General features: G+C 51.7%; 20 protein-coding genes and 1 tRNA gene. 9 read left to right on the forward strand and 12 right to left on the reverse strand.

All coding sequences use genetic code 11. The features are described from left to right. The 7 genes from tusC to ACJJID_RS06245 all read right to left on the reverse strand — a co-directional run bounded on the left by tusC (position 1) and on the right by ACJJID_RS06245 (position 8,364). Entirely contained in the window at positions 1-363 is a 363-nt protein-coding gene (tusC, locus tag ACJJID_RS06215; RefSeq protein WP_444921936.1) for a sulfurtransferase complex subunit TusC, read from the reverse strand. A 2-nt stretch (positions 364-365) separates the two neighbouring features. After that, positions 366-797 carry a sulfurtransferase complex subunit TusD gene (gene tusD, locus ACJJID_RS06220; RefSeq protein WP_444921937.1) on the reverse strand — a complete coding sequence of 144 codons (432 nt, stop codon included), beginning with the start codon at positions 795-797 and terminating at the stop codon, positions 366-368. A 26-nt stretch (positions 798-823) separates the two neighbouring features. Beyond that, positions 824-1,507, reverse strand: a complete 684-nt coding sequence (locus tag ACJJID_RS06225) for a Bax inhibitor-1/YccA family protein (protein WP_152453311.1) — start codon at positions 1,505-1,507, stop codon at positions 824-826. 178 nt (positions 1,508-1,685) lie between these two features. Further along, positions 1,686-4,133 carry an endonuclease/exonuclease/phosphatase family protein gene (locus ACJJID_RS06230; RefSeq protein WP_444921938.1) on the reverse strand — a complete coding sequence of 816 codons (2,448 nt, stop codon included), beginning with the start codon at positions 4,131-4,133 and terminating at the stop codon, positions 1,686-1,688. Positions 4,134-4,142: 9 nt separating this feature from the next. Beyond that, positions 4,143-5,417, reverse strand: a complete 1,275-nt coding sequence (locus tag ACJJID_RS06235) for a glycosyltransferase (RefSeq protein ID WP_444921939.1) — start codon at positions 5,415-5,417, stop codon at positions 4,143-4,145. Next, a complete protein-coding gene (locus tag ACJJID_RS06240; protein ID WP_444921940.1) occupies positions 5,414-7,657 on the reverse strand; it encodes a hypothetical protein in 2,244 nt (747 codons plus the stop codon). The genes ACJJID_RS06235 and ACJJID_RS06240 overlap by 4 nt, the downstream gene beginning before the upstream one ends. After that, positions 7,657-8,364 carry a TVP38/TMEM64 family protein gene (locus ACJJID_RS06245; protein ID WP_444921941.1) on the reverse strand — a complete coding sequence of 236 codons (708 nt, stop codon included), beginning with the start codon at positions 8,362-8,364 and terminating at the stop codon, positions 7,657-7,659. Before ACJJID_RS06245 ends, ACJJID_RS06240 begins: the two co-directional genes overlap by 1 nt. A gap of 306 nt (positions 8,365-8,670) precedes the next feature. Here ACJJID_RS06245 and ACJJID_RS06250 point away from each other — a divergent pair, with 306 nt between their 5' ends. The 6 genes from ACJJID_RS06250 to ACJJID_RS06275 all read left to right on the forward strand — a co-directional run bounded on the left by ACJJID_RS06250 (position 8,671) and on the right by ACJJID_RS06275 (position 17,118). Further along, positions 8,671-9,993 carry a TolC family protein gene (locus tag ACJJID_RS06250; protein WP_444921942.1) on the forward strand — a complete coding sequence of 441 codons (1,323 nt, stop codon included), beginning with the start codon at positions 8,671-8,673 and terminating at the stop codon, positions 9,991-9,993. A gap of 2 nt (positions 9,994-9,995) precedes the next feature. Then, positions 9,996-11,102, forward strand: coding sequence for an efflux RND transporter periplasmic adaptor subunit (locus ACJJID_RS06255; protein WP_444921943.1), 1,107 nt, complete (start codon positions 9,996-9,998; stop codon positions 11,100-11,102). 18 nt (positions 11,103-11,120) lie between these two features. After that, positions 11,121-14,810, forward strand: coding sequence for an efflux RND transporter permease subunit (locus ACJJID_RS06260; protein ID WP_444921944.1), 3,690 nt, complete (start codon positions 11,121-11,123; stop codon positions 14,808-14,810). A gap of 165 nt (positions 14,811-14,975) precedes the next feature. Further along, the gene (locus ACJJID_RS06265) at positions 14,976-15,149 is read left to right on the forward strand and encodes a hypothetical protein (RefSeq protein WP_444921945.1); all 174 of its coding nucleotides are present in this window, start codon (positions 14,976-14,978) and stop codon (positions 15,147-15,149) included. Between the two features lie 174 nt (positions 15,150-15,323). Then, positions 15,324-15,971: a hypothetical protein gene (locus tag ACJJID_RS06270; protein ID WP_444921946.1), complete on the forward strand. Its 648-nt coding sequence runs from the start codon at positions 15,324-15,326 to the stop codon at positions 15,969-15,971. A 217-nt stretch (positions 15,972-16,188) separates the two neighbouring features. After that, on the forward strand, positions 16,189-17,118 hold the full coding sequence (locus ACJJID_RS06275; RefSeq protein ID WP_444921947.1) for a UDP-glucose 4-epimerase family protein: 930 nt from the start codon (positions 16,189-16,191) through the stop codon (positions 17,116-17,118). Between the two features lie 72 nt (positions 17,119-17,190). Here ACJJID_RS06275 and ACJJID_RS06280 read toward each other — a convergent pair whose 3' ends face one another. After that, complete coding sequence (locus tag ACJJID_RS06280) at positions 17,191-17,742, reverse strand: hypothetical protein (RefSeq protein ID WP_444921948.1); 552 nt, start codon at positions 17,740-17,742, stop codon at positions 17,191-17,193. Between the two features lie 434 nt (positions 17,743-18,176). Here ACJJID_RS06280 and ACJJID_RS06285 point away from each other — a divergent pair, with 434 nt between their 5' ends. Then, complete coding sequence (locus ACJJID_RS06285) at positions 18,177-19,325, forward strand: patatin-like phospholipase family protein (protein ID WP_444921949.1); 1,149 nt, start codon at positions 18,177-18,179, stop codon at positions 19,323-19,325. 13 nt (positions 19,326-19,338) lie between these two features. Here the strand turns inward: ACJJID_RS06285 and ACJJID_RS06290 are convergent, their stop codons facing one another. Beyond that, positions 19,339-19,995 (reverse strand): HAD-IA family hydrolase, encoded by a 657-nt coding sequence (locus ACJJID_RS06290; protein WP_444921950.1) that lies wholly within the window; start codon positions 19,993-19,995, stop codon positions 19,339-19,341. Positions 19,996-20,600: 605 nt separating this feature from the next. Here ACJJID_RS06290 and ACJJID_RS06295 point away from each other — a divergent pair. Next, positions 20,601-21,335: an SOS response-associated peptidase family protein gene (locus ACJJID_RS06295; protein ID WP_444921951.1), complete on the forward strand. Its 735-nt coding sequence runs from the start codon at positions 20,601-20,603 to the stop codon at positions 21,333-21,335. Between the two features lie 523 nt (positions 21,336-21,858). On the opposite strand, the gene ACJJID_RS06300 is transcribed toward ACJJID_RS06295, so the two are convergent. From ACJJID_RS06300 to ACJJID_RS06310, 3 genes are all read right to left on the reverse strand, one after another. Then, positions 21,859-21,946: transfer RNA gene (locus ACJJID_RS06300), tRNA-Ser, on the reverse strand. Between the two features lie 167 nt (positions 21,947-22,113). Continuing rightward, on the reverse strand, positions 22,114-25,035 hold the full coding sequence (rne, locus tag ACJJID_RS06305; protein ID WP_444921952.1) for a ribonuclease E: 2,922 nt from the start codon (positions 25,033-25,035) through the stop codon (positions 22,114-22,116). A 494-nt stretch (positions 25,036-25,529) separates the two neighbouring features. Then, on the reverse strand, positions 25,530-25,835 hold the full coding sequence (locus tag ACJJID_RS06310; RefSeq protein ID WP_444921953.1) for a hypothetical protein: 306 nt from the start codon (positions 25,833-25,835) through the stop codon (positions 25,530-25,532). Here ACJJID_RS06310 and rluC point away from each other — a divergent pair. Beyond that, positions 25,834-26,829: a 23S rRNA pseudouridine(955/2504/2580) synthase RluC gene (rluC, locus tag ACJJID_RS06315; protein ID WP_444921954.1), complete on the forward strand. Its 996-nt coding sequence runs from the start codon at positions 25,834-25,836 to the stop codon at positions 26,827-26,829. The genes ACJJID_RS06310 and rluC overlap by 2 nt on opposite strands. Positions 26,830-26,837 lie beyond the last annotated feature (8 nt).

Below are 26,837 nucleotides of genomic sequence, written 5' to 3' on the forward strand. Positions count from 1 at the left end.
TTAAAAGCTCAACACACACTGAAAAGTAGCGATCAACTCTCCGGGGTTGTCCACCAGGGTCACCTCTGCGCCGGGTATTTGAATTAGATCAGGGCCAATACCTCTCTCCTCCAGGCTGTGTTGACAGACATAGAGTTGCTCGACACCAAACATGGGGAGTGCCATGAGATTACGGCGCAGGCTTTTTTGTTCTATGGCCTCTGGGGCTTGGCTGTCCAGTAGTTGAAATACGCCATCGCCCAGGAACAGCAAGTCAATTTCCTGCTCCATAGCTGCGGAGGCGAGGACGGCTTCAATGCCCTCTCTGGCTAGGGCACTGCCGTAAGGAGCAGCTCGGCATAGGGCCAGGGTTTGATTGCTCATTGTTAGCCTCCAAAAGTGATCAGGCGCTCAGAGTTGGCCACAGCATCGGTGAGCTGACCGAGGCCGGCCAGTTCGAAGCCTTCTGCGAGATTGGCCGCGGGCTTTTCCAGGCGCTGAGCCTCTCGCTGGCTTAATACACCGCGCCTCTGTGCGGCGGCAATGCAGACGACTAAATCCAGGTTGTGCTTCTGCTGTAGCGTCTGCCATTCACGGATCAAGTCGGCCTCGTCCTGGGGAGGGGCGGCAATCGTGTTGCCGTTTTGTACGCCATCACAGTAGAAAAATATCCGGTAGATTTCATGTCCCTCAGCCAGTAACACTTTGGCAAAACGCAATGCACTGGCGGCGGATTGGGAGGCGTGAGGAGCGGAGTATATTGCCAGGGAAAACTTCATAGGGGGCCAAATAGTAAAATGCCCCGCAGAGCGGGGCATTGGGACTTGCTCAGCAGTGCTGGTGCTTAGTCATCAGAGGATGCGAATCCAAGGATGTGCAGCAGGCTGGTGAACAGGTTAAAGATATTCAGGTACAGGGAAGCGGTGGCCATCAGGTAGTTGGTCTCACCGCCGTTGATGATGCGACTGGTGTCATACAGGATGAAACCTGACATCAACAGGGCAACAACACCACTCAGGGCAACGCTGACCAGAGGCATATGAATGCCGAAGAAGCCCGCGATGATGACTGCCAGGAAACACACCAGGACAGCGATCAGGCCGACGGCCAGGAAACCACCCATAAAGCTGAAGTCTTTGCGAGTAGTCAGTACATAAGCAGACAGAGCAAAGAAAATCAGGGCAGTGGTACCCAGAGCTTGCATGACGATCTGGCCGCCGCCAGCGAGGCCCAGGTAGTGGTTGAGCAATGGACCGATGGATGCGCCCAGAAGACCGGTGAATGCGAACACAACACCTACACCGGCGCTAGAGTTGGCGGTGCGCGGCAGTACGAACCAGATCAGGGCCAGGGCTCCCAGGGAGCAGATCAGGCTCATGCCTCGGCCCATACCGACGGCCATGGAGATACCAGCTGTGACAGCACTAAAGAGCACGGTCATGGCCAGTAGGGCATAGGTATTGCGCAACACCTTCGCCGATTCCGAGCGGTCCAGTGCGCGGGTATTTGTATAAGCTTGCGGTTGCATTTAGCGACTCCTGCTATTTAATCGATACCGGAATCATATAGCTCGCGGTGGGGACCATCAAGTCGGTAAATCCCTTTTAAGCGCTGGCTATAAATCGAGATGAATTCGAAAAACCGTAGTTTTATTAGGGGTTTAGTCGAATCTTCTCCTGCTAATAATGAGGGCCTCGGGGGATTTTTCAAGTAGGTTTAGTTGCTCCCGGGCGAAAAGGCACCTCGATATCAACAATTAATGGCAGGTGATCCGAGGCCTGCCGGGTGAGTGTGGTGCGGGGCACTCGCACTTTTTTCACCGCGATGCCGGCACTCAAGAAAACATGGTCGATACGCACCTTGAGAAAAGTGCCTTTGGGAGAGTGTCTGGGGGCTTGTTCCTGGGCGTCACGCAGGTAACCAGTTAGTCGCTTGCACTCGGCAGAGTTGGGCAGTGCGTTGAAGTCGCCGAGTAAAATCCGCTCGCCCTTACAGCGTGGGTTCCCCAGCCATTCTGGCCCCAGCAACGCATCCACCTGACGCAGGCGTTCTATACGGGAGAGGCCCAGGTGGGTGTTGATCACCTGGATCTTGCTGCCATTATGCTCAATTTCTACCCAGATGGCACCGCGAGGTTCATCGGCTGCTGGATTGAAAAGGCGCCCCTTGCCCTCCGGTGGCCCCGGCAAAATCCCTTTCTTGATCAACTTGGCTGGTAGATGAGTAAGAATGGCATCGCCGTAGAGCTCTTCATTGAGGTGAATGGCGGGCTGGAAATGCACATCCATCGCGAGCAGCCGCGCCAGCCGCTCTGCTTGATCGAGCCCCCCGCTGCGTTTACGTCTCACATCTAACTCCTGCAGGGCGACTATATCGGGGCGGTAGCGGGCGATTACCCGGGCGATACGCTGGGGTGACAAGGTGCCATCGGTTCCCTGGCAGCTGTGCACGTTATAGGTCATCACCCTGAGGGTTTTTTGCGGCGGTTGATGTTCATCCAGTTTCATGGGGCGGGCGCCGCGCAGGTAGGCCCTCGCAGCGGTGCGCAGATCCTGCGGGCGCCAATAACCCAGGCGAGGGTCCGGCGGTTGGATATCTTGCGGCATCAGGGCAAAGGCGTGGGTTTCCCTGGGGCCGGCGGCGCCGTGGCTGCCGTTTTCCATCGCGAAGGTCAGCGGTTGCTCTTCAGTGGAGCACCAGCCGTACATCATAAAGTCGCCGGCGTCTGGGTGGCTGCACAGGCTCATCATGTCGGCTATAGATTGTTCGGGATAGGGATGCTCGTCTCCCATCAACTTGCGGCCATCTTCCGGCAATCGCACCGGGCCGTGTTTCCACCAGCCGTGTACCGGGGAATCTGCTGAAGTGGGGTCCACCCGATAGAGCACCAGGGGTATTTTGGCCTCCTCAACGATCTTACGGGCGACTTCCTCGCTGCTGATATCCCCCAGCTCCAGGTTATAGAGCATGGCCAGTGGACCGAGGGCAGTGAGCGCCAATGGCCTTTTCTGAGCAGTCTGCTCGGTTGGCTGCTCCTGCTTTTCAATATCCTCTTTATCCATCCACTCGCTGCCAAACAGGCGTGCGCGCTCCAACTGAACGCCGTGCCTTGTCTGGCCAGGTTCAATTTCAGGTGGCTTGGCGAGCCCAGAGAGTGTTTCTGACAGGGCATCGCCAAGGCTGCGGCCATAAATCTCTTCGTAGGGCCTGGTTTGCTCCTGGCCGTGGTCGGAAAAAATCCATACATCGTAATGACGCCGATCAGAGACATGTGCAGCACGCCAGATTCGGGCCACGGCATCGTCAATGCCCTTCAAAACCCAGTGGGCAAACGCCGAGCGTGGACCGCGGCGATGGGACTGCTCGTCATAGCCGAGCAAATTGACATAGATAATGGGCAGGCCACGGCTGATATCTACCTTGGCGCCCATAGTGCAAAACTCCCGCGAGAGGATGGTGACGCCGACCCGGGTGGGGATAAACATCAGTTCCTTTATAAAGCTTTGCCCCTGCATGACCCCGCGCACGCAGTCTATGAGCGAGAGTAATAATTCCACCAAAATTAGCGCGCCCGTGCGTATCAGGCTCCATAAGTTGCTGAGGATAAGGACTGCGATGGTCCATGGGCTGGCGCTGCGCAGGGCCGGCCCCCAGCCTTGATCGGCCGGGCAAAAGTGGGCTTCGCCGGTTTTGGTGCCGGCGCGAAATAGGCTCAGGTAACAACTTCCGCCGCGCAGCAGCGGATCGCGCTGCTGGAACATGGCTCGGCTTTCCACCAGCGCGGCTACTTCAGGGTCGTACATGCGGCCTAGCTTTTGGGTTTCGTGTACCAGAAAGCCAAAGGCCGGTACCGCCTGGCGCACGCCATAGAAAAGTTCTGCCTGAACGGCGGGGGTGGTGGAGGGGACCCCCGAAAACATGTGCTCCAAGCGGTAGTGCTCTTTGCGAATCAAACGCTTCAAAAAAGGCATCCTGCCTCTGGCCAAGGCCTTTAATAATTCCGGGTGGGCCAGGCCGTCGATTTGGATCAGGATTAAGCCCGGAGCATGGGGTTGACGGCCACTGGTAGAAAGTCCCAGCAACTTGGCGATCCACTCGCTGCGGCTGAAGCGGCGGCGCCAGCGCCTGATGGATAGTCCGACTCGGCTTATCATAATCTGTGATTACGGCTCTGGCGCCTGGCCAAATGCGGCGCCTGCGGCGCCGGTTAGCCCCTCGATAATCTCCCACTGGGCGCCGATAAGGTTACGCATACGCATCCACTGGGCAAAAAGGGAGTCATCCATAGCCCAACCGTATTTCAGAAGTGGTTGATAGAGGTCCAGGGCCCGCTGCGCGCAGCTGTGCATGGAAAAATCCCGTGCGGTGTTTAGGGCCTCGCGATTGAGGGCTTGACGTTGTTCCGGGGGGAGCTGGTAAAGCCAGCGAATGGCGTCGATAAAGCCATCCAAATTTACATCCGTCACCAGGAGTCCATTTTTGCCGTTGCGCACCATCTCCCGTGAGCCGTTGGCATCCAGGGCGATAACCGGCACACCTCCGGCCATCGCTTCGGAGAGTACCAGTCCCTGGGTTTCACTGGTGGAGGCGAACACAAAAGTATCCATCGCGTTGTACATGTCCCGCCGTGCTTCGCCGAGCACCGCGCCGGGCATGTGCAGCCGTTGGGCCAGGCCGCGGCTGGCAAAGATTGCCTGCAGTTCCTCCTCAAGAGGTCCGCTGCCGGCAAACAGGAAGTGGCTGTTTTCCTCATCGCGCATAAACCGGGCTACCGCGTTGCAGAGAAAGCGCAGGTTTTTTTCCTGCCCGAAGCGACCCAGATGGCCCACCACAAAAGCGGACTCGGGAATGCCCAGGCGGCGGCGTACCTTGCTGCCGTCGCCGTTGTTGTAATCCTCTAATTGAACGCCGGTAGGAACCTCGGCGATAGGGGTCTGCACGCCGCGCTCGCGCAGCAATTTGACAATACTGTGGCTGGGCGCCAGTACCAGGCTTGCCAGGTTGGCATAGCGGGTGGCGAGCTCAACCACAAAGCGCTTGAGCACCTGTGAGTCTGCCGGCACGTAATGGGTGTAGTGTTCGTAGAGTGTGTGGTGGGTAAAGACCAGAGGCAGTTCCCGCTGTCGGGCCACCCTGAGGGCGGTCATTCCCAGAAGGAAAGGATGGTGCGCATGCACAATGTCGGGCTTAAATTGATCCAGCCGATCGCTCAAGTCTGGTGAGAAAGGCAGTGCTACCGAGAAGTCACTGCCGTTGAAGTTCTGAATTGCGTGGATGCGGACTACATTCTTTTCCCCGGCGATTTTCTCTGGGAATTCCGGAGCCACTATCAACACATTGTGACCCCGCCTGCGATATTCCTCACTAAACGCGGCGACCGAGTGCGCCACGCCACCGACGTGGGGCAGATAGGTATTGGTCAGCATGACGATATTCACAGGGGTTTTAACTCCACAGACTCTAGCCCCTCGCCAACCAGTGTGGGTGGAAAGCCGATAGGGTTGACGGCTATGGCAGGCGGCTTTCCATACCAGTCTGCCGTCCAGGATACCTTCGGGTGAATTCCGGGGGTGATCTCCAATGAAATCATGCCAAAGCGGGTCGGTGCCGGGCCGAAGCAAATGGGTTCCTTGGCGGAGGTATCCTTGAGCCACTCCGGTGGTAATCCTGAGACCAGAATCAAGGCGTCCTGTTCCTCCCGCACAAAGCAATTGCGCTGCATGGCGACCCACTCCGCAGCCGCCCAGGCATGCTGTCCATCCCCCATACAGCCACCCAGTGAGTGGGGGTGAATGGCTTCCGGCCATTGGCCAGTGGGAGAGGCCAGCTTGGCGACATTGCGCATCAATTCCAGGCAGCGCCGGTCCCCGGCGCGCAGTAAGACCTGGGCGATATGCAACGTGAGATAGGCATTGATGCCCGAGTGGATCATGTCCTGAAAAAAGCCGCCGCTGACAAAGCAGTTGTCGATCAAAAAGTCGGCCAGATCGGTCAGCCGGGGATTATCCGGTGAGTAGAGCTGCAGTGGGTAGCCGGCCACCACCGAACCAATAGCTCCAGCATCCAGGCGCCGGTTGGGAGAGGCGGGCATGGCGGTGCGTCCGAGACGCTCTTGAGCGCCGTTAAGGCTCTCATCGATGGTGCGCTGTAAGTCGTTGGCTGCGGTGTTGAACCGATGGGCACTGTCGTCGATGCCCTCCTTGGTGCAAATCTCGGCTGCGGCGTGTAACCCGGCCACTCCCCAGAAGTCATCCCAGTAGTAACAGTCGTTGGGGCCCAGGTGTTCAGCGCTAAAGCCCGCCGGAAGCAGTCCGGCACAAAGGCTGCCATCCTGGGGCAGACGTTTGTTGATGATCCATCTGGCACCTCTGAGGATGGGGTCACACCAGAACTGTTTGAGGGGCCTGTTGGCCAGCTGGCAATACAAGTTGAATATCCACAGTGCTTCGCCGTTGGAGTCCCACTCGCCATCCTGGGAGTGAAAGAATCCGTCCCGCTTCTGCCGTTGGGGAAACTGATCTAAAGCGCGTTCTGCACGATCTATTAACCCCGCATAGAGCAGTGACTGGATCATAAATGCGGCATCACGGAACCAGAATCGCTTGTAGGTATAGGGGCCTGGGTAGACATCCTTGGGGGAGTGCAGGACCAATGTGCGAATGGCAGAGTCGTAGAGGAACTGGAAATCTCTGTCTGGTACCTTGAGCGCACAGTGGCCCGTTAAACTTTCTTCCCAGCTTTTCGCTTTCGTGTCTTTTGGGGTTTCGGAGTCCAGGGGGATTGAGACCTCGAGCTTTAGGGGCTTGTGGCGCTCTAAACGAAACATCGCTGCCGCGGTGGCCATTCCCACATCGCACTCGCCTTGCATTCGGCCGGTCAAGTCCTTCAGGTGCAGGTAAATATCTCCACCGCGATAGTTCGATGCTAAGTGTTTGTCGATAGGCTGGCTGAATGAAACTGCCTGTTTGTCCTCAATCAGCCAACCTTTGCCCTCGTCATTCAGTCGAACTTTATGCACAAAGCTGACCCCTTCAGGGTTACAGGGGCGCAGGGCTACCAGCAGCCAGCCGCCGTCCCGGCAACTGGCTTTGAGCTTTATTTTGCAGTGGGGCACGCCGCTCTGTGCTGTCACCGCAACATGATTCCGCAGCTTAAGGCCTCTGCGGGCAGACTCTGTGACTACAGCGAGGTTGTCAGCCAGCTCCTGATGCTGCTCACAGTAGGTGAGAGAGGCTGGGGTGAGTTCTTCGCCACCGTCGCCAATCACCCAGGCATCTATGGACCAGCCGTCGTAGTACGGCGTTACCATTCCGCGGGGGTCGACTACGGGCAATGCCTCGCAGTCGGGTAGCCCCACCGCGGTCCAATTGCGGTGACTGAGGTTGCAGTGGGTTATTGAAAAGGCTCTGGGGATAAAGGAATTGTCACGTGGGTCAAACTGGCGCTGTATCCAGTAGGGCCAAATCCAATCCAAATTGTGTTGGATCACCTTGCTATTGATCAATGCACGGGCGTGGAACACCGCCCCCGCACGCAGGAGTTCGATGGGCTCACTCACTTCAGAGGGTTCTGCAAAGCGCTGCAGATGCGCCATCAGGGTCAGTGGGTCGAGGAAACCGTGGGCGGTGGCGAATCGGCGAACAAAGAAACGCCAGGGTAGCCATTTCATCCAAGGCATTAGAGGTCCTCTTCTTTCACGATCTTCTTCAGGGCGCGTCGCGCCATACGGGTCAGGCCGATCAAGGCCAGCACGGCGAGTACAAAGCCCATGATATATAGCGCCCATTGCACCGTAGTGCGTTCTTCCACCTCGCCCAGGGAGGTTAGATCTGCGGCGATGGAGCCCACATACACATTGTTTAGTGTGATGGGAATAACCCCCAGGGCATTGCCTAATACAAAGTCCCTCAGCCGCACCGGTGTCAGTCCAAAGAAGTAATTGGAAAGTTTGAAAGGGAACAGCGGCACCAAGCGGGTCAGCATAATCATCTGCCAGCCCTCACGCCTTATTACTTCGCCCACGGTGGCGGGTTTGATATGGGACATAATCCAGCGTGATGGTTTTTCTCCGAGTAGATAGCGGGCGATTAGAAAGGCCAGGGTAGCGCCGAGAACCGTCCCTGCCAGCACAAGTAATGTCCCTTTTACAACACCGAATACAAACCCTGCTCCCATAGTAAAAATAATGCCCGGCAGCAACAGCACGATTGCCAGAGCAACGATCAGAACGAACAGCAGGCTGGTTTGCCAGCCCCGGTCGTTGAGCCACTGGAACAGTTCGATCAGTTGTTCATCCAGGTTGAAATAGTGCAGCAGGCTGAGCGCCCCGGCCACGGCGATCAAGCAAATCAGAATCACAATTACCGGGAGGAACTTCGCCGCCATAAAACTGCTCAGGAGCTAACAACAAACGGTTTTGATTGCCGCCAGTTATTAGCCTAGCCAATGGAAAAGGGCAGGTGAAACTTCATAGTGGCGTCCCTGGGTTTTTAATGGGGTAGGGGAGTTCATGAAGCGATGGTCCATCCGGGGAAGGTATAAAGCCTATATGAAAAATAGAAATATTAAGAGTGAAGTATCGGATGGCGTGGGGATAGGCGTATGCACTCAGACGTGTTCACTAAGCACATATACTTACTTGAATAATTGCATATTGAGCGGGTGTGTGCTGCTGCCAGGAAGGGGTGATCGTTGTTCAAGGGCGGGTTCGCAATATGGGTCTTTATCGGCGCTGCCTGGAGCTCTGTCCCCGAGCCCGTGCTCCCACTCAATGAAGCTGTGCAGACAGCGATCCGGGCAAACCTGCGGGTGCAAGGTGCCGCATTGGAAGTCGATGAGGCAGGCGATTCGGTTGAGGCTTTGAAGACCCGCCGCTACCCCCGGCTTGAACTGGATGCGGCCATCAATCGCAATCTCACTACCCAGAGCTACACCTTTCCTGAAGGTAGCCTTGTTCCCGATTCTGAAATCGGTCCAATACCACCAGAAAATGTAGAGATCACCACGGAGGAGGGAACGACTAAGATTGTTTCCTTTAGTGCGCGCCAACCATTAACCAGGCTTTACACCATTGCTCTGGAAATTTGTGAAGGTTATGTCACCACCGAGATGGCGGTGCAAAAAGTGCGCTGGACCCAGCAGGATGTCGCCTACCTGGTGAAGTTACAGTATTTCGAGGTGGGCAGGATCCTTGGCGATTTACAGGCCATTGATGAATCCATTCTCTTTTTGAGCTCACTGAGCGATCTGGTGCGCAATTATGTCGATCAGCAGGTAGCTCTGGAATACGAGTTGCTGGATGTACGCGCCCGACTAGCCCAGCGTCAGCTGGAGCGCCAGCGCCTGGTTGATGAAATGATCACTGCCAAAGAGCGGCTGAATGCTTTAATGGGGCGCGATGTGGAAACGCCATTTAACGTTGAGCACCTTCCACTTCCTCACCAAGTCGTCTATGACACCGATGATTCCCTGCTGCTGGCCTTTGATCAGCGCGCCGACTTCATTGAGTCGCAACTGGCCATAGAAAAAGCGGAGTACAGTTACGACGTCAAAAAATCAGAATACATACCCGATGTGGATATCCACTTCAGCTATATCAAACTCTATAACGTCAACCTGATTCCCGATGCAGAGGCATTCGTTGCATTGGATTTCCGCTGGGAGTTTTTTGACTGGGGGCGTAAACGCGATGAGCTGGCGAGTCGCGCGAGTAAGATCGCCGGGGCAGAAGTGAAAATGGGCGAAGTGCGCAATCAAATCGAAATTGAGGTGCGCGATAGTTTGCGCAAACTGCGTACCTCACAAGAGTCGGTGGGCGTTGCCCGAGAACTACAGGCGGCCTATCGGGAAAAGCTGCGGGTGATGATTAACCGCTATCGCGAACAGACAACGCTTCTGACCAATGTCCTGGAAACAGAAACCCAGCTTGAGCGCGCCAACAGCGATTACAACAAAGCGGTGTTATCTGTTTGGGGTGCGCTGGCCGAATATGAAAAAGCGGTTGGGGAGGTGTAGCGGTGCTACGTTCCACCCCATGGTTGCTGCTTTTACTCTTACTTGCGGCTTGCCATGGCGAGCCACCGGAAAAGCAACCGGTGCCTGTTCAGACCACTGTCGTGCGCACTGAAACGGGCATTGAGGGTTTTCCCTACTCCGCAGTGGTTAATCCCTATACCCAGGTCAATGTGGCTTTTCGCACAGAGGGTTATATCGATGAAATTCCAACCCGCAGGGCCCTGGGGGAAACCCGCATACTGCAGGGCGGGGACCGGGTGATACAGGGAGAGCCTCTGGCAATAGTCAATGACGAGCAATACCGCGATAAAGTAGTGGAAGCCGCGGCGAATGTGAGTAAAGCAGAGGCCGCAAGGCGCAAAGCGGATTTGGATTACAAGCGTGCCTCAGCCCTGTTCGCCACCGCAAGTATTACCGCACCAGATTACGATGCAGCCAGGGAGGAGTACGAGGTTTCACAGGCTGCAGTGGTGGGTTCGAAAGCACGGCTCGATAACGCCAAAGAGGACCTCAATGACACGGTACTTCGCTCCCCCCTCACCGGGGTCATACTACAGCGCAATATAGAGGTTGGGACCCTGGTACATCGGGATACGGTGGGCTTTGTCGTTGCCGACACCTCCCGCGTCAAGGTGGTCTTTAATGTACCCGATGTGATCTTGCGCTATGCCAAGTTGGGCAGTGTTTTATCCATGCATACAGAATCTTTAGCGGGAAAAATTTTTACGGGGCAGGTTACAGAGGTCTCACCTAAAGCTGAGGAACGCACCAGGGTTTTTGCCATAACGGTGACGGTGCCCAATCCCGATGCCCTGCTGAAAACGGGCATGATAATGAGCCTTGTGTTGGATAAAACACAAGAGCCTCCTAATCGTGTAGTTATCCCTTTGTCTTGCCTTGTGACCCCCACCAATGAAGAGGGTGGGTTTGCGGTTTTTGTTTTAGAAGTCGATAAAGATGTCTTGCGGGCAAAACTGCGAAGAGTGGTTCCGGGAGCGGTGCTTGGGAACAGTATCGTTATCCTGCGTGGGCTGGAGGTTGGAGAGCGGGTGGTCTCCAACGGCACGGCACAGTTACAGGATGGTCAAATGGTGAGGGTGGTGCCCTAGTGCTTTAAGGGAATAACAATGGCGGTTAAGGACGAAAAAACCAGAGAAGAAATCCTGGAAGCGGAGAGCGAGCACCGCTTTAATACCGCGCGTTTTTTTGTTGATAATGCCTCTATATCCTGGGCGTTGTTGGTTGGCGTTATGTTTTGGGGCTTGGTTGCCTACCTGGTAATGCCAAAAAGTAAGGACCCAGATATTCCCGTTCGTATAGCAACGGCAACGACCAAATGGCCCGGGCAGAGTGCTATTAAGGTAGAGGAATTGGTAACGCGCCGTATAGAGAATGCCATCGCCCAGAGTGAATACTTATACCAGCCTGATGCCCGCTCTTTCGCCATAAAATCACTCACTCTTAATGGGGTCTCAATAGTACAAACCCAGTTGGCGCCTCATACCGATGTTACTAAAGCATTTAATGACATTAATTTAAAGCTGATAGATGCGCAAAGTACGTTGCCATCTGGGGCAGAAGCCACTCTATTCAATAGCGAGTTTGGGGATACTGCAGCGGTGCTTTTGGCGGTGGCGAGCCCTCGTGCCGATGCGACGGAGATTAGTCTCAGGGCCGAGAATATTCGCGAGGCCATATCGGAAGTTCGTGCAGAATATAAGCGCCAAGGATTGGAACAGCGCGTGAGTATTATGGTAGCCCTGCCACTTTCAGTGTATGGGGCTAATGCCATGGCAGCGTTTCGGGTATTTTCCCGTTGGCTGAAAGATGAGGGCTACGGCATCGCTTTTAAAATCCTTTCTGGACCGGGTTATATCGGTGTGGACTTTACAACGGATAAGAGTGATGAAGAGTTAATGCTCGCGGAAAAGCGATTCCTGAATGAACGGCTCAGCGCACAGAAGTTTTTCCCCGATGCCTGGAATCCGTTTATCGTGCGGGATATTGCACAAACACGCGAGAGACTGGATGCGGTGGCCGGGGCAAAATATAGCTACCGACAGCTGGATGATTTCTCCGATCTCATTGCTGCCAATATCCGTACTCTGCCCCAGGTTAAACGGGTGCTGCGCTCAGGGGTACTGCATCAACAAGTCGACTTGATTTACTCTCAGGAACGGCTTGCCTCATACGGTCTGCGCCCGGATATGATCGCGCCGATACTCAATGCGCGCAATACGACTATCCCTGGCGGTACTCTAACCGTGGAGGATATGGACGTTGCAATATTTCCCAGCGGAGATTTCACCAACTACGAGGAAATAGGGGATGTGCCCATAGCCCTGAGCCAGGAGGGTACTCCGGTTTACCTTCGGGGTGTATTAGATGTTTCAATGGGTTATGAGTCACCACCGCAGTTATTGAATTATTACATCAGCAGGTCAAAGCACGATGGAACCTGGCATCGTCATCGCAGTGTTAATTTGTCGGTGCAAATGCGTGCCGGAGAACAGATTGGTGAGCTGGGCAAGGTACTCACTCAATTACTGGATAAGGTCAGAGCTGACTTACCGCCAGATTTAATTATTGAGCGTGTCTCTGATCAACCTCGACAGGTAAAAGAAAGTGTCGGGCTTTTTATTGAGGCCCTGGTTGAAGCCATTATTCTCGTCGTGATTGTCGCCTTCATCGGCTTTTCAGATTGGCGTTCTGCTGTGCTGTTAATGATTTCCATACCGATTACCCTGGCGATGACGTTTGGTTTTATCCAGTTTATGGGGGTGGAAATCCAGCAGGTCTCTATTGCTGCACTGATTATTGCTTTGGGGCTACTGGTGGATGACCCTGTCGTTGCCGGGGATGCCATTAAACGACAAATGGCCGCGGGTAAACCATCCTTTATCGCTGCTTGGCTCGGGCCAACGTTACTGGCCAAGGCGATATTCTTTGCAACGCTGACTAATGTAGTGGCCTACCTGCCTTTCTTACTATTAACCGGCAATCAAGGGGATTTTCTGCATAGCCTACCGGTTGTTATGGCCTCTGCCCTGATTGCTTCACGTATCGTATCCATGACCTTTCTCCCCTTTATTGGGAATCTCATTTTGCGTCCGCCAAAGCATGCCGAGCCCAGCTTGGCAGAAAGAAGAAAACATGGACTTACCGGCTTCTATTATCGCACCGCCAATTGGGCAATAGATAATCGGAAGCTTGTTTTGTTAGGGTTCTTAATCGTTTTGATAGCCGGGTTTGCATTAAAAACCCAGCTGAAAAATGCTTTTTTCCCCGATGATGTTCAATACCTCTCCTATGTGGATATTTGGCTGCAAAATGATGCGAGTATTGATGCTACAGATAATGTAGCCCGGCAAGCGGAGCAGGTAATACGGGAGACAATTGCAAAACATCAGGGGGCGAATAGTAAAGATCTTGATGAATCGATCTTACAAGCGCTCAGTACTACAGTCGGAGGGGGAGCCCCGCGCTTTTGGTACACTGTAAATCCGCGACCTCAGCAGGCCAATTACGGGCAGATTATAATTCGGCTTAGCAATAAAGATTTAACCCCAGAATTAGTGCCGATACTCCAGAAGGCTCTCAGTGAAAAGATTCCAGGTGCCTATCTGGATGTCCGTCAACTGCAAACAACACCGGTGGATTATCCTTTTGAGATTCGGGTGTCCGGACGGGTAACAACTGGGTCTGAAGAGGAAAAGAGGGATATTGTTATTCTGCGGGAGATTGCAGAAAAGGTAAGGGCTATTGTACAGCAGTCTCCCTATGCGCGCACTGTGCGCCAGGACTGGGGGGATGAGAGCTTGACTCTGAATATGAATGTTTTGGAAGATCGTGCAGCGATGTCTGGGGTTACCAATTCGGATATCGCTCTTTCTTCATCAACAGCAATTAATGGTAATGAGGTTGCTACGTTACGCCAGGGGGATAAGGAAATCCCCATTGTTGCTCGTCTGCGAATAGATCAGCGAGGGCGCTTGCAGGATATCAATAACCTCTATGTATTTGCCTCTGATAGTGAGGTTAGAGTGCCGCTGGAGCAGGTTGCAACAACTGGGGTCGACTTCAGAACTGAAAGAATTCGGCGGCTAGAAAAATTTCGAACCATTTCAGTATTCGCCTATCCCTATAGTGGATTTATATCCTCGGATATTATGGGAGATGTTAAACAAGAGCTGGAAGCCTTACAGAAAACATTGCCGAGTGGGTATCAGCTACAGGCTTCTGGAGATGCGGCAAATTCCAAGCATGGCTTTTCACAGCTGCTCATGATCCTTGGTGTTTCTTCCGGTGCAATTTTTCTGGCCTTGGTATTCCAATTCAGTAATCTTTTAAAACCACTAGTGGTATTTGCTACAGTGCCGCTTGGGATGGTTGGTGCCTTGGCTGCGTTATATATCACCCGCCAACCATTTGGTTTTATGGCCTTTCTGGGCATTGTCAGTTTGGTAGGGGTAATTGTTAGCCATATTATTGTCCTGTTTGACTTTATTGAAGTACGCCATGCCGCTGGCGATCCATTTAGAGAGGCGCTATTAGATGCGGGAATTTTACGACTAAGGCCAATACTAATTACTATTGCGGCTACTACCTGTGCCCTGATACCTCTCGCCTTCCATGGAGGCCCGCTTTGGCAACCCCTGTGCTTTGCCCAGATAGGGGGGTTGATTTTGGCGACTTGTGGCACCTTACTACTGGTGCCGGTGCTTTATACCGTCATGGTGGTGGATCTCAAATGGATCCGCTGGGTAGAAAAACCCTCAGATCAGGATGACAACAGTCAAAGCACTGTAAAGGCATAGGTAATCTACTTATCAGTCATGTATCTAAGAGTGGGAATAGTCATCTCATGCTCCTTAAATAGCTGGGCATTGGCTATGGTTGGGGCTCATAACCCCAATCAGAGATGAAAGGATGTCAGATGCGTCTTTTAATGAAAATACTGATTCCCGTTAAGAGTGGAAACAATGCTGTTGCCGACAAGTCTAGTATTTAATGACTTCATTGCCTCTGCAGAGCCGGAATCCTCTTACTTCTTTCTTGAAGATGGCAAACGTGGAGCCATTTTTATCCTGGAGGAAAAGCGACAGGATCATCTGATGGCTTACAATGAAAAATTTTTCTCTGTTTTAGGTGCCTAAATCTGGATTACACCCGTTTTAAACCAAAAAGAGCTGCAAAAGCACCTTTAAGCGATGTCTGGATACTGATCGAGAGCTGTTGGGACCTTAAAGTTAGGACATTATACTAATTTTCGGTTTATTTGTGGTTTTCTCGATAACCGCTTAAGTTTCCAAGCCTTTTAAAGGCTTGTAATGATGAATCCAGGAATTGCAATTTATCTGGGGTTCTATATGCCTGTTAGTGATAACAAAGGGAGCAGGGGGGTATCAATTAGTTTAAAAAATTTATTGTTTTTTTTAACTTTGGGATTCTCTTGCGGTTCTTCTGGGTTCCAACTTGAGTATTCTTCTAGTGGTTATTACTGGCAATCGGGTAATGCAAACATAAAGGAGCTTCATTTAACTGAGAGCTGTTCGCCATTTAAAATGATTGCTGCTACACCTCACAACCAATATGCATCGAGTGAGCTTCTTGGGATCGTGATTTTTAGGACCATTGCCAAAGATGTTTCAACCTCCCAAAGAGTAAAAACGCCACCTATACGTCATTTCGATGCCGTCACCGAAATTGATTTCAAACCGAACTTGGCCCGTAAAAGGTACCACCGTATTTGTGATCGCAAGGCACCACAGAGTTTGAACTCCTGTGCCGAGGCGCAATGGCAGTACCGTCAAGCTAAGGCTTGCTTGGAAGCTCGAGAAGACTGGGAAGTTAAGTGGGGCACTTCGGAAACCGCAGAGCCCCATGAACGAGCACTGGAGAATGTTAGAGCTAGAGTAAAGAATGCGGAGAGGGATCGGCGGCGGTATTGCGAGCTCGAAAAAAATTCTAAGGATTGAGCCTCTCTGAAGGGTTCGAATATAGCCCCAACTTTTTGGGTAGTTCAATAAGTTGTGAACTCGGCCTTGGTGCATGGTGCATGTTGGTTTTAACCTGGGATAGCTTATCAAGGGCTCCCGCTCTTGTTCTTGCTGGCAATCAGTTTCTCTAGCAGTGACTCACCGCTTTGCTATCTGTAGACTGTTTCACCAGTAGGACTTGAAATGAGCGAAATTTGTGGAAGAACGTGTATTGTTGACTGGTGCCAGTGGCTTTGTAGGTAGAGCGCTCCTGCCGGCCCTACGAGATAAAGGCTTTAATGTACTGCCCGTGTATCGTCAAGCGATTGAGGGAGGGCTTCAGATACCGCAAATAGACGCGGAGACTGATTGGAATTCCGCTCTCAGAAATATTGACGTAGTCATTCATGCTGCTGCGCGAGTTCACGTAATGCATGAAAGTGCTGCTGATCCCCTGGCAGAATTTCGTAAGGTTAACTTGGAAGGCACCCTCCAGCTGGCTCGTCAGGCTGCCTTATCTGGAGTGAAAAGATTTATCTTCCTGAGCTCTATTAAGGTGAATGGGGAGTCTACCACCGGTAGGGCGCCATTTACTGCTGAGGAAGCCCCACATCCAGCTGATCCCTATGCCATTTCTAAAAAAGAAGCTGAGGATGCGCTGTTGGCTTTGGCTGAGGAAACAGGTTTGGAAGTAGTCATTATCCGCCCACCATTGGTGTATGGACCGGGGGTGAAGGCCAACTTTCAATCCATGATAAGATGGCTTCAGAAAGGTGTCCCGCTACCCTTGGGCTCGATAAAGAATCGTCGCAGCTTGGTCTCTGTCTATAACCTGATCGATTTGATTGCAATTTGTATTGCTCATCCAAAGGCCAGAAACCAAATCTTCCTTGTGTCCGATGACTTAGATATGTCCATCACAGATTTGCTGATGCGAATCGCCAGCGCTCTGGGTTGTCATGCCCGACTAGTACCTGTGCCGGAATCTGTGCTGACATTCACTCTCACCCTATTGGGAAAAAGAGCCATAACTGATCGTTTGTGTGGCTCCTTGCAAGTGGATATCGAGAAAACCAAGCTATTGCTGGGCTGGGAGCCACCGGTAACTGTAGAAGTGGGGCTGGCTAAAACTGTTGAAGGCCTATAAAAATCTGGTAAGAGCTAATTTTTCTGGTCTTAAAACAGAGGCCGCGAAGTCGCTACTGCGGCCTCCCATCCCCTAGCCTTGTCTATTGACAACAGCAGAGTAAAAACCCATTAGATATGAGCTGGGAACATCAATAACTGAGCGATGCCCTGATTTTGCGTACAGTTTCACTCTCAGTTTATCTCGGCGCTTGAGGGCGTCGGTAATTTGATCCTCGCTCAATGCTACCTCTAATGTCTCTTCAAGCATGCAGCTATTCGTTGAAGCGCAGTTGAGTGTTTTTCTATTCAGCTGGGAGAATTCAAGCTGGCCCCCACTACCTAAAATTGCCTTTTCATAGTTGCGCCAGTTTTCCCGGTAACTGATATCAATCTGTAGAAGGTACTGAGGGGAGGTACCATCACTGGGGGCAAGGGCACGCAATTTATAGTAGTACAAATTGTAAGCGGAACCGTCTGTGGTCCCCTGCATTGGAGGGCCGCTATATTCAGTTGCACTCTCATCGGCGGTATTCTGTATTGCCACTGCCTGGCGAACTTCGCTAGCGCTTTTTTGTGTAATGCTCGTCGTAGCGCTACACCCGGCTAATAAGATAGCCGCCAGACTGATCGCAAATTTGCTCATATACCCTTCCTGCTACGATAGAGGCTTTGATTTTATAGGCGCGAAGTATCTCATATTTGAAGCCTGTTGTAGGGATTGAAGCGCACTTTTTCACATAATTGACCATATTAATAGTCATATTTTATTTGATTCGTCAATACACCCAGTTATAAATTCACCTTTATTCATATCACATTTGCATATTGGTATTGCTGGCTTTAGGAATGCCATAAGCCAGAGTCAAGTATCCGCAAAGCCCACTGATAGAGCACCTATTATTACCGAAAAGCCTGAGTCATAAAGTTTCAGCGTGATTGTTAGCTCAAATTATCATAAACGGTAAAGAGCAGGTGGTTTGTGGTTGTGGATTGCCGGTCAAGTTTACATGTCGATAAAAGTAAACAATAAGCATGATCAATGTTCTTATAATATATGGAAAGGTTTGAGGTGCTGTAATGAAGGTCAGGTATATTACGGCCATTGTTGTAATATCTTTGGGTCTGCTGGTGTATTTCTATAACCATCAGTTTATCCAAGGTATAAAATTTGAATCGCAGCCAATTGCGAGCGAGCTAATAAAGAGTAATGAGGACCTTAAAAAGAAAGAAACAATTAATATCTTGATTATCGAAGGTGGCGGTGTTCGCGGCCTTATTCCTCTATATCTGATGCGTTATATTGAAGAGCAGCTTGGCAGGCCCATTGAGGGATTTTTCGATGTGTTTAGTGGGGTGTCGACGGGTGCAATTATTGCAACTAGTTTAAATATACCGGATGCGGAGTTTAACCGCTTAGACTCGGGGAAAACTCTCTCAAAAAATGAAAAACTAATCAGTATTTATGAAAACGAAAGTGAGTACATTTTCTCTGCACCTTGGTATCACAACATTTTAACGGCCAATGGTTATCTTTCCCCTAAGTTTAAGGGAAGTCACCTGTGTAATGTGTTAAAGAAAAATTACTCCACTCAGATGAACTTCACTAGCTTGAACAATTATGTAATCATTCCTTCTCTGGATATACATAATGGCCAATTGCACCTGTTTAAGAACCGGGGGAATGAGGCAGGTAAGCTACCAACAAATACCCTGTATCAACTGGTTCTAGCAGCGTCCAGCGCAGAAGCTTATTTCACCCCAGTAGATTTTGTAACTGCGGATGGTGCTTTAAGCCATCGGTATTTTGCAGATGCGGCAATCACAGCTAACGATCCAGCTAGCATTATATTGCATGATGTAATCAATGAGTTTCCTGATAAAAACTATTATGTGTTGATCCTTGGCTCAGGTATTCATCCTGTGCAGACTATGGATTTTAATTATAGAAGTTTGAAAAGTTGGGGGAAATTGCGTTGGTTTCAAGATGCCATATTTAGTATGACAAGATCTATGGATTATCAACAAATATTTTCTCTAGAGATAGCAAAATCTTTAGCATCTTCACGGGTGAGCTATGACTACCTGAACATTCAACTGATAGACCCATTCGTTGGCCCTTTTGATTATAAATCAATCGACAAGCTCAAGGTTCTTTCAGATAGACTTATTGAAGAAAATAAGGCGGAGATCGATCGGGTGATTAATTATCTTAAAGAAGAAAAATAAAAAACAGATAGAGCTAACTCTGTTGATGCTGTAAATCTCTTGTGTTTTTTACTAATCCAGGCAGCTCGTCCATTGTAGTGAAACTTACAACCCCTTCAATGTTACACTGTTCTTCAAATCTATTAAAAAAGAAGGTTGTCATCCCAGCTTCTGTACCAGCTTTAACGCCCACGGGACCATCATCAATAACGATGCAGTTTTCTACTGAATAACCCATCCCTTTGGCTGCATGCAGATATATACCTGGATCTGGCTTCCAAATACCTACTTCGTAAGAGCTATATAGATTATCCCCAAAATACTTGGATAAACCACATAGGCCTAAAGTATGCTTTATTTTTTCTATTGGTCCGCTAGATACCACTGCCTTTGGGGCATCTAGTGCTTCTAGAGCCTCAATTACCCCCTCAACAGGCCTAAGTTCTTTGTTAAATAGGCCTGATACAATAGTTCGATACTCTTGTACGAAATCTCCTGGCAGATCGAGTCCATTTTCCTTTTCTAAAATTGATAGTAGGCTTGAGAGTTTCCATCCTCTGAAACGGATCACTAACTCATCAGCATCCAACACTATCCCATAGCGCCTGAACATTAGCACGAGGCCTATGTTACAAAGATACTCGCTATCAACTAATGTTCCATCATTGTCAAAGAGTAAACAATTATCCATGGCTCAATATATAAGAAAAAGAGTATTTGGGAGGGGCATCTTAGCATTTTTAAAGTGATATCTAGAGTTGGTTAATCGTTCCATGTAAATGATTTTCTACTAAGCGCTATATGGCATGGTTAATGGGTGCTTCCTGTAAGCTAAAATTTCAGCAGGGAGACAAGTATAAGTACAGCAAGCATTGTCTAGCTGGCCCAATCAAGCCAGTTCCAGGACTAATGATTGCTATTTTCATAATGCGCTTTCCTTAAAGCAATGGAAGCCAAGCCATTGTATGAGGGTGTTGATCAGAAAGGCGGGGATCGTTGCACAGTAAATGTTTTTTCTGTTGATTAAAACTTGCCACAGCTCAAAGTGGCATTGGGAAAAGCAGTCGTGAGACAGATGGTAGGGCTATTATCCATTTATGATTTATCTTTGCCAGGTTGTTTGGCGCGGCATTATAGGAGCTAATGCATATGGCAATATATTGGACGCAATGACTATTACAATCGGGGTTAGGTTATATTTCTTCTTCCTTCAGATAACAAATATCCCATGTAGTGGCCAGCTAGTCCAATTAAGCCCCTTGAACATGGCTTCGCTACGATGAATGGAGAGCTCTTATGTGTTACTCCTTTACGGTCCCTAATGATAAATCCATGTCATTACTTCCCATTGAATATAAGAGAGATGCTCTTGCTTGGCAGCAGTTCCACTTGGACCAGAAGTGGGAGGTTTCTGCTGGCAGGGCAGAGGCTCAGCAGGTGCTTGGTTTGAAGGGGCAGCCCCGGGCGAGCCAATTTCGCTTGGCAGGGGTGGGTGAGAGAGTATATCCACGGTATTTTGCGCCGGGTATCACTAGTGATGGGGCGCAAAACTGGCTGCGTCCTTTGCGCTACTCCTTGCGGTCTGCAAATTCTACAGTGGATCTATCGACCCGCTATAGCCTCTATAACGCCCGGTTGGATAGATTGCTGGATGCAAAGACTTGGCGGCCTTTATTAGGGCGTCAGCATGGCATTTTACCTTTTTGCAGTTTCTTTGAGTGGGTGGAACACAAAGGGCGGAAGACACAGGTTCAATTTACTCCACTGGGTAGAGAAATCATGTGGGCACCCATCCTCTGGGATTACTGGGAGTCTGTTGGTGGGGAGGTTGGCTACTACTCATGCACTTTAATTACTGATGAGCCGGCACCTGAGGTTGCAGCGGCTGGCCACGATAGAAGCCCAATCTTTTTGGGTGCTGAATATGTACAAGTTTGGTTAGATGCGGAATCTTATACTGCTCCTGAATGGCTGCAATTTTTGAAAGGGCATCGCGAGCAGGTAGCGTATGGGGCCTTCGCTATTGCGTGAAAATTTAAGTGGTTACTTGTGGCTTTTCACTTCTCAGCAGCCAAATACTCTGACGTTGCTCTTGGCCGCTATGGCCGCTTAACTTTATGCCTTGCTTGGCATAAAACGACTCTAGCATTGGTGCTGCTATAGGAAATACTGCTGTTCCTATCTCGCTGTTGGTGGTTCTTTTCTCAAGCTTAGTTGTGTTACGAAAGTTGCTTTTAGTATTCCGCTGGCAGGATGAATTTTAGCTGCTGGGCTGAGAGCTCTTATTGCTCCTTAACTCCTTGCTGGGGACTGCGTTAGCGATAATGGCATTTGCCAATTATGCGGCAATCCTGAAAGGCAAAAAATAAGTTGAGCGGCACTTGAAAAAGGAAAGCGGGTGCTTGAGAGCTTGAGGGGCGTGATGGTGCAGGGATTAGTTTAGTTTCACTCGTTGGTTTGCAGGCTTCACCCTTCAACGAAAATGTGGGCTTGGGCCCTGAATTGCCAAACTCATAAACGAAAGAGCCCGGCATAAAGCCGGGCTCTTTTTATATGGCGGTGGGGCAGGGATTCGAACCCTGGGACCTGTTACAGTCAACGGTTTTCAAGACCGCCGCTTTCGACCACTCAGCCACCCCACCAAATTGTGCTGCGCATTATACATAGCTTCGTGCTACATACAACCGTCTTTTTGAAATTTTTTAATAAGTTCAATAAGTTAGGTGATTTATTGATCAGTCTAGGTGAATTCTTCAGGCACTAAAAAGCCCCCAGCAGTTTAACTACTGGAGGCTTTGGTTGGCGCTATTTAGCCAGCTTCTGCTGAGTTGTGGTCAGTATCAGCTTGTGCTTGCGCTACCCGGCGGGCCATGCGCGGGTCGTTGGCTGGGCGTGCCAGGGTGCGTGGGCTGTGCTCAATGGCCGCTGGTTGAGCGGTATCCAGCGGTTGCTGGGAGCCCATCTCACGGTGCTCGGTAACGATAGCCAGCTCAAGTAATGGTTTGGGGTTGATACGCGGGTCATTCCCTGCGCGCCCCTGGGTTGCCGGAGCATTGATTTCCTCGGAAGCAACAGCTTCTTCGGCCATGATCTCTTCTCTGGCAATAGCATCACTTTGCTTTTCAGCTGCTTTTACGGCCTCGCTGGCTTCCTGCAGGGCCGTCTCCTCAGCGTCCTGCTGCTCCACAATGGCTTCCGCGGTTTTAGAGCTTGCCGGTGTTTTGGTGCTAGCAGCTTCCTGAGAGGCCTTTGCGATTGCCTGGGGGGCTTCCTTGGTTGCAGCAGGTGTTACCGCTTGCCGGGTCTCTGCTGGGGCAGTGGCCGGCTCCGCTTTTACCCTGGCCGCTTCAGTTGCTTCTGACGCGATGGGCGCTTGCGCAGTCGCTTTCTCTGCGGGCTTAGGTTTGGAAACCTGGGTGGGCTCAGTTACCTTCTGTTCACTGTGCTCGGCTCTGGGTTTTGGCGCCTCGCTTGCAGAAGTGTTGCTGGAGCTAGAAGTGTCGCTGGAGCTTTTGGCTGTGGTATCCCGGGATTTTCTGGCTTCGCTTTCAGCTTCGTCAATGGCTTCATTGACTTCGCGATTCAGCTCTTCCTGACTTTGGGCTACGGCTGTGGCGGCAGTATTTTCTGCACGACGGCCACGGCGACGAGCTTGCGGGCGGCCGCGAACATTGCTGGGGCGGCGTGACGGACGCTGCTGATCAGTGCTCTCTTCTACTTGAGTAGCATTTTCATTGGTGCTGCTGTCGGAGATGTTACCGCGGTTTTCGTCCTTGCGGCGATTGTCCCCGCTGCGACGACGACGGCGACGACGCTGCCCCTCGCCTCGATCTGCTCCACTGTCGCGCTCATCATACGGCTTTGCGGTCTGTTTGGGCTCGCGCTGGTCTTCGCTCTTGGCGTCTTCGCGGCGATCGTCTCTGCGGCGGGTCTGGCGTTCACCGCGGTTTCCTCGGTTGCCACCGCGCTGGTTGCGATTACGGTTGCGATTGCGCTGGTAATCTTTGCCGCGGTTTTGCGACTTCTGGTGCTTTTTGGGCTCTTCTTCTTTGCTGGTGAAAAGCTCCGCAATAGCACTAATCAGGCGGCTAAACAGACCCGGCTCCGGTTTCTTTTCGGGAGTGGGGGCCGGTGCAGTGTGTGCGAGCGGTTGAACAGTCGGTTGGGCCAGTGGGCGCTTAGGCTGCTCTTCTTTCTTGGTGACGGTTTCCTCAACGCTTCCAGAAATTTTATAGGAGGTTTCGAGGGTAGAGGTATCGTCATCGCGCAGGCGCTGTACTTCAAAGTGGGGGGTTTCAATCTCCGCGTTGGGTACAACCACTACACGGGTATTGTTGCGCGCTTCAATCTGGGAAATAGCCTTGCGCTTCTCGTTGAGAAGGTAGGTGGCGACATTCACCGGAGTGATTGCGCGAATCTCTGCGCTGCGCTCTTTCTTGGCTTCTTCTTCCACCAGGCGCAGGATTGAGAGGGCCAGGGATTTGGTGCCGCGAATGGTACCTTGGCCGCTACAGCGTGGGCAGACGCGGAAGGTGGTTTCGCCGAGAGATGGACGCAGACGCTGGCGGGACATTTCCAGCAGGCCGAAACGGGAGATACGGCCAACCTGTACACGTGCACGGTCCATGCTGAGGGCTTTTTCCATGCGCTTCTCAACTTCGCGCTGGTTGGATTTGCTCTGCATGTCGATAAAGTCGATCACCACCAGGCCGCCCATATCGCGCAGGCGCAGCTGGCGAGCGATCTCGTCGGCGGCTTCCAGGTTGATACTGCGCGCGGTCTCCTCAATGTCGCCGCCTTTGGTGGCGCGGGAGGAGTTGATGTCGATAGAGACTAGCGCTTCGGTAACATCGATAACGATGGAGCCACCGGAGGGAAGTTTAACTTCGCGTTCAAACGCGGTCTCGATCTGGCTTTCAATTTGGTAGCGGTTGAAGAGCGGAATGCTGTCTTCGTAGAACTTTACCTTGTGGGCGTAGTGGGGCATGACCTGCTCGGCAAAGCCCTTAACTAGTTTGAAGGCATCCGCATCATCAACAATGACTTCGCCAATGTCGTCGCGCATGTAATCGCGAATTGCCCGAATGATCACATTGCTTTCCTGGAAGAGGAATTCGGGTGCGCTATTCTTGTCCGCTGATTCTTTGATTAGGCTCCACAGCTGCAGGAGATAATTGAGATCCCATTGCAGTTCTTCGCCGCTGCGACCAACACCGGCGGTGCGCACGATAATGCCCATGCCGGAGGGGACGTCTACGCTTGCCAGGGCATCGCGTAGCTCGGATCGCTCGTCACCTTCAATGCGGCGAGAGATACCGCCGGCGCGGGGGTTGTTTGGCATCAGTACCAAGTAGCGCCCGGCGAGGCTGATAAAGGTAGTCAGGGCTGCGCCTTTGTTGCCGCGCTCTTCCTTATCGACCTGAACGACAACCTCCATTCCCTCTTTAACCACATCTTTAATCTTGATGCGGCCTTCGATGTCCTTGGGCTGTTTGAGGAAGTATTCGCGGGAGATTTCTTTCAGGGGAAGGAAGCCGTGGCGCTCTTCGCCATAGTCGACAAATGCGGCTTCGAGCGAGGGTTCTACACGGGTAATTTTACCTTTGTAGATGTTGGCTTTTTTCTGCTGGCGGGTGCGATTTTCAATATCCAAGTCATAGAGCCACTGGCCATCTACCAGGGCTACACGCAACTCCTCAGGCTGGGTTGCGTTGATCAGCATTCTCTTCATGCGTGTCGATTTCCTTGCGTTGCGCAAAGGTTTGACACCGCTAGTTGCAGGCTTGCTTGTTGGCCGCCAAGAGGAGAGGACCTGGTGGCGGGGCAGAGAAATGAGAGAGGCTGTCTGTTCCGCAAATTCAGTCTACGCGGCTTTTCGAGACGAGCGTTCGCCCAATATTTTCACTGCAAAAACTCCGGATACACGCTGCTGTGGTGCTATCCGTTGGTACTTATTAGTACCTTTCTTCCTTTAGTACCTTATGTTTAGTACTGCCCTGTACCGGGGCCGTGGGTTTCCATGGCCGGATTGGGCGCCACCCTTTGGTCTGTTTCAAGCTGGGTGGCAAGGTTTGCGTCATTATTACTGGCTCTGCAGCTCGGCTTTTGGCCGGTACCTTTCTTCTATATTTTGTTGACCAGGTCATTGGAAGCAGTTTTAGCCTGGTTGCCAGTTCGGTCGCTGGCATTATCTGCAGAGCGGGACGCAAATTTTGAGTCGTCCTTTCAAGCGCTGCGGGTCGCGGCCCGTCTTACCTTCGCGATTGTTACCCACTTAACTGTGGGCTGTTGTGCCGGTGAGGCCCCCTTGAGATTCTCGTTTTGGGAAGCGCTCATCAGCTCAGTTTTTATCAATAACGCGGGTATGCCCGCGCACTGGCCGAACAGCGGTATTTTCTCTGAAGCCATGGCTATCTCTTCATGTGGGAAGCCGCCAATGGCCGAAAACCAGCCGAATTCAGCCCGGCCGAATATAGCACGGGCAGGGAGGTGCTTCAATTGTCCCCTAAGCGGCGCTATGATGCGCGTCATGCGAAGTACACCTCCCCTTAAAACGGCTGCGGCCGACACCCCCTCTGATACCTGGAACCCCTCTGGCGGCGTGCAGCTTTTAACTGTGCCCGAAGAGCTGGCTGGCCAGAGGATTGATAATTTTCTGCAGGCACGCCTAAAAGGTGTGCCCCGTTCACGCGTCTACCGAATCCTGCGTAAGGGCGAGGTAAGAGTAAATAAAGGACGGGTCAAGGCAGAATACAAGCTGGCAGCGGGCGATGTGGTGCGTGTGCCGCCAATTCGTGCCGCTGAGCAGGCTCCTGCCCCCCTTGCGGGAGAGCAGCTGCGCCAGCTGGTGCGAGATTCCATTCTTTATGACGACAATGGCCTACTTGTGATCAATAAGCCTGCGGGGCTTGCCGTTCACGGTGGCAGTGGAGTCCGTCTTGGCTTGATTGAAGTGCTCAGGCAGATGTATCCGCAGAGCCCATTTATTGAACTGGTGCATCGCCTCGATCGGGATACGAGCGGTGCAATTATGGTGGCACGCAAGCGCAACGTTTTGCAGCATGTGCAGTCGGAGCTGAGAGGTGGTCGAATAGGGAAGTCTTATTTGGCGCTGGCAGTGGGTAAGTGGCCCCGAGGCAGAAAGGTTGTTGAGGCTCCTCTGCGCAAGAACACCCTCAAGAGTGGCGAGCGGATGGTTTCGGTGCACCAGGATGGCAAAGCATCCGAGACGCGCTTCCAGGTGCTGGAGCGTTTCAAGGCGGCAACACTGCTGGCCGCAGAGCCGGTAACCGGTCGCACCCACCAGATTCGCGTGCATGCCCAGTTTGTCGGTTGCCCCTTGGCGGGCGATAGCAAGTACACCAGTGACGAGGATAATCGCGCTTTTCGCGAGCGTGGGCTAAAGCGTCTTTTCCTGCATTCTGCTTCTGTGCGCTGTACCCTGCCGAATGGTACCGCTGTGAGTGTCGAGGCGCCCCTGCCCACTGAAATGCAGGCGCTATTGAAGAAATTGCGGGAAGAGTAGGGCGGTAA

The organism is Microbulbifer sp. CnH-101-G (genome assembly GCF_052466775.1).

What these genes read in the sequence shown, in the direction of transcription:
- ACJJID_RS06260 (WP_444921944.1), top strand. Translation starts at nt 11,121, where the DNA reads ATGGCGGTTAAGGACGAAAAAACCAGAGAAGAAATCCTGGAAGCGGAG.
- ACJJID_RS06295 (WP_444921951.1), top strand. Translation starts at nt 20,601, where the DNA reads ATGTGTTACTCCTTTACGGTCCCTAATGATAAATCCATGTCATTACTT.
- rne (WP_444921952.1), bottom strand. Translation starts at nt 25,035, where the DNA reads ATGAAGAGAATGCTGATCAACGCAACCCAGCCTGAGGAGTTGCGTGTA.
- ACJJID_RS06290 (WP_444921950.1), bottom strand. Translation starts at nt 19,995, where the DNA reads ATGGATAATTGTTTACTCTTTGACAATGATGGAACATTAGTTGATAGC.
- ACJJID_RS06240 (WP_444921940.1), bottom strand. Translation starts at nt 7,657, where the DNA reads ATGCCTTGGATGAAATGGCTACCCTGGCGTTTCTTTGTTCGCCGATTC.
- rluC (WP_444921954.1), top strand. Translation starts at nt 25,834, where the DNA reads ATGCGAAGTACACCTCCCCTTAAAACGGCTGCGGCCGACACCCCCTCT.
- ACJJID_RS06270 (WP_444921946.1), top strand. Translation starts at nt 15,324, where the DNA reads ATGATGAATCCAGGAATTGCAATTTATCTGGGGTTCTATATGCCTGTT.
- ACJJID_RS06285 (WP_444921949.1), top strand. Translation starts at nt 18,177, where the DNA reads ATGAAGGTCAGGTATATTACGGCCATTGTTGTAATATCTTTGGGTCTG.
- ACJJID_RS06265 (WP_444921945.1), top strand. Translation starts at nt 14,976, where the DNA reads ATGCTGTTGCCGACAAGTCTAGTATTTAATGACTTCATTGCCTCTGCA.
- ACJJID_RS06310 (WP_444921953.1), bottom strand. Translation starts at nt 25,835, where the DNA reads ATGACGCGCATCATAGCGCCGCTTAGGGGACAATTGAAGCACCTCCCT.
- ACJJID_RS06245 (WP_444921941.1), bottom strand. Translation starts at nt 8,364, where the DNA reads ATGGCGGCGAAGTTCCTCCCGGTAATTGTGATTCTGATTTGCTTGATC.
- ACJJID_RS06280 (WP_444921948.1), bottom strand. Translation starts at nt 17,742, where the DNA reads ATGAGCAAATTTGCGATCAGTCTGGCGGCTATCTTATTAGCCGGGTGT.
- tusC (WP_444921936.1), bottom strand. Translation starts at nt 363, where the DNA reads ATGAGCAATCAAACCCTGGCCCTATGCCGAGCTGCTCCTTACGGCAGT.
- tusD (WP_444921937.1), bottom strand. Translation starts at nt 797, where the DNA reads ATGCCCCGCTCTGCGGGGCATTTTACTATTTGGCCCCCTATGAAGTTT.
- ACJJID_RS06225 (WP_152453311.1), bottom strand. Translation starts at nt 1,507, where the DNA reads ATGCAACCGCAAGCTTATACAAATACCCGCGCACTGGACCGCTCGGAA.
- ACJJID_RS06230 (WP_444921938.1), bottom strand. Translation starts at nt 4,133, where the DNA reads ATGATAAGCCGAGTCGGACTATCCATCAGGCGCTGGCGCCGCCGCTTC.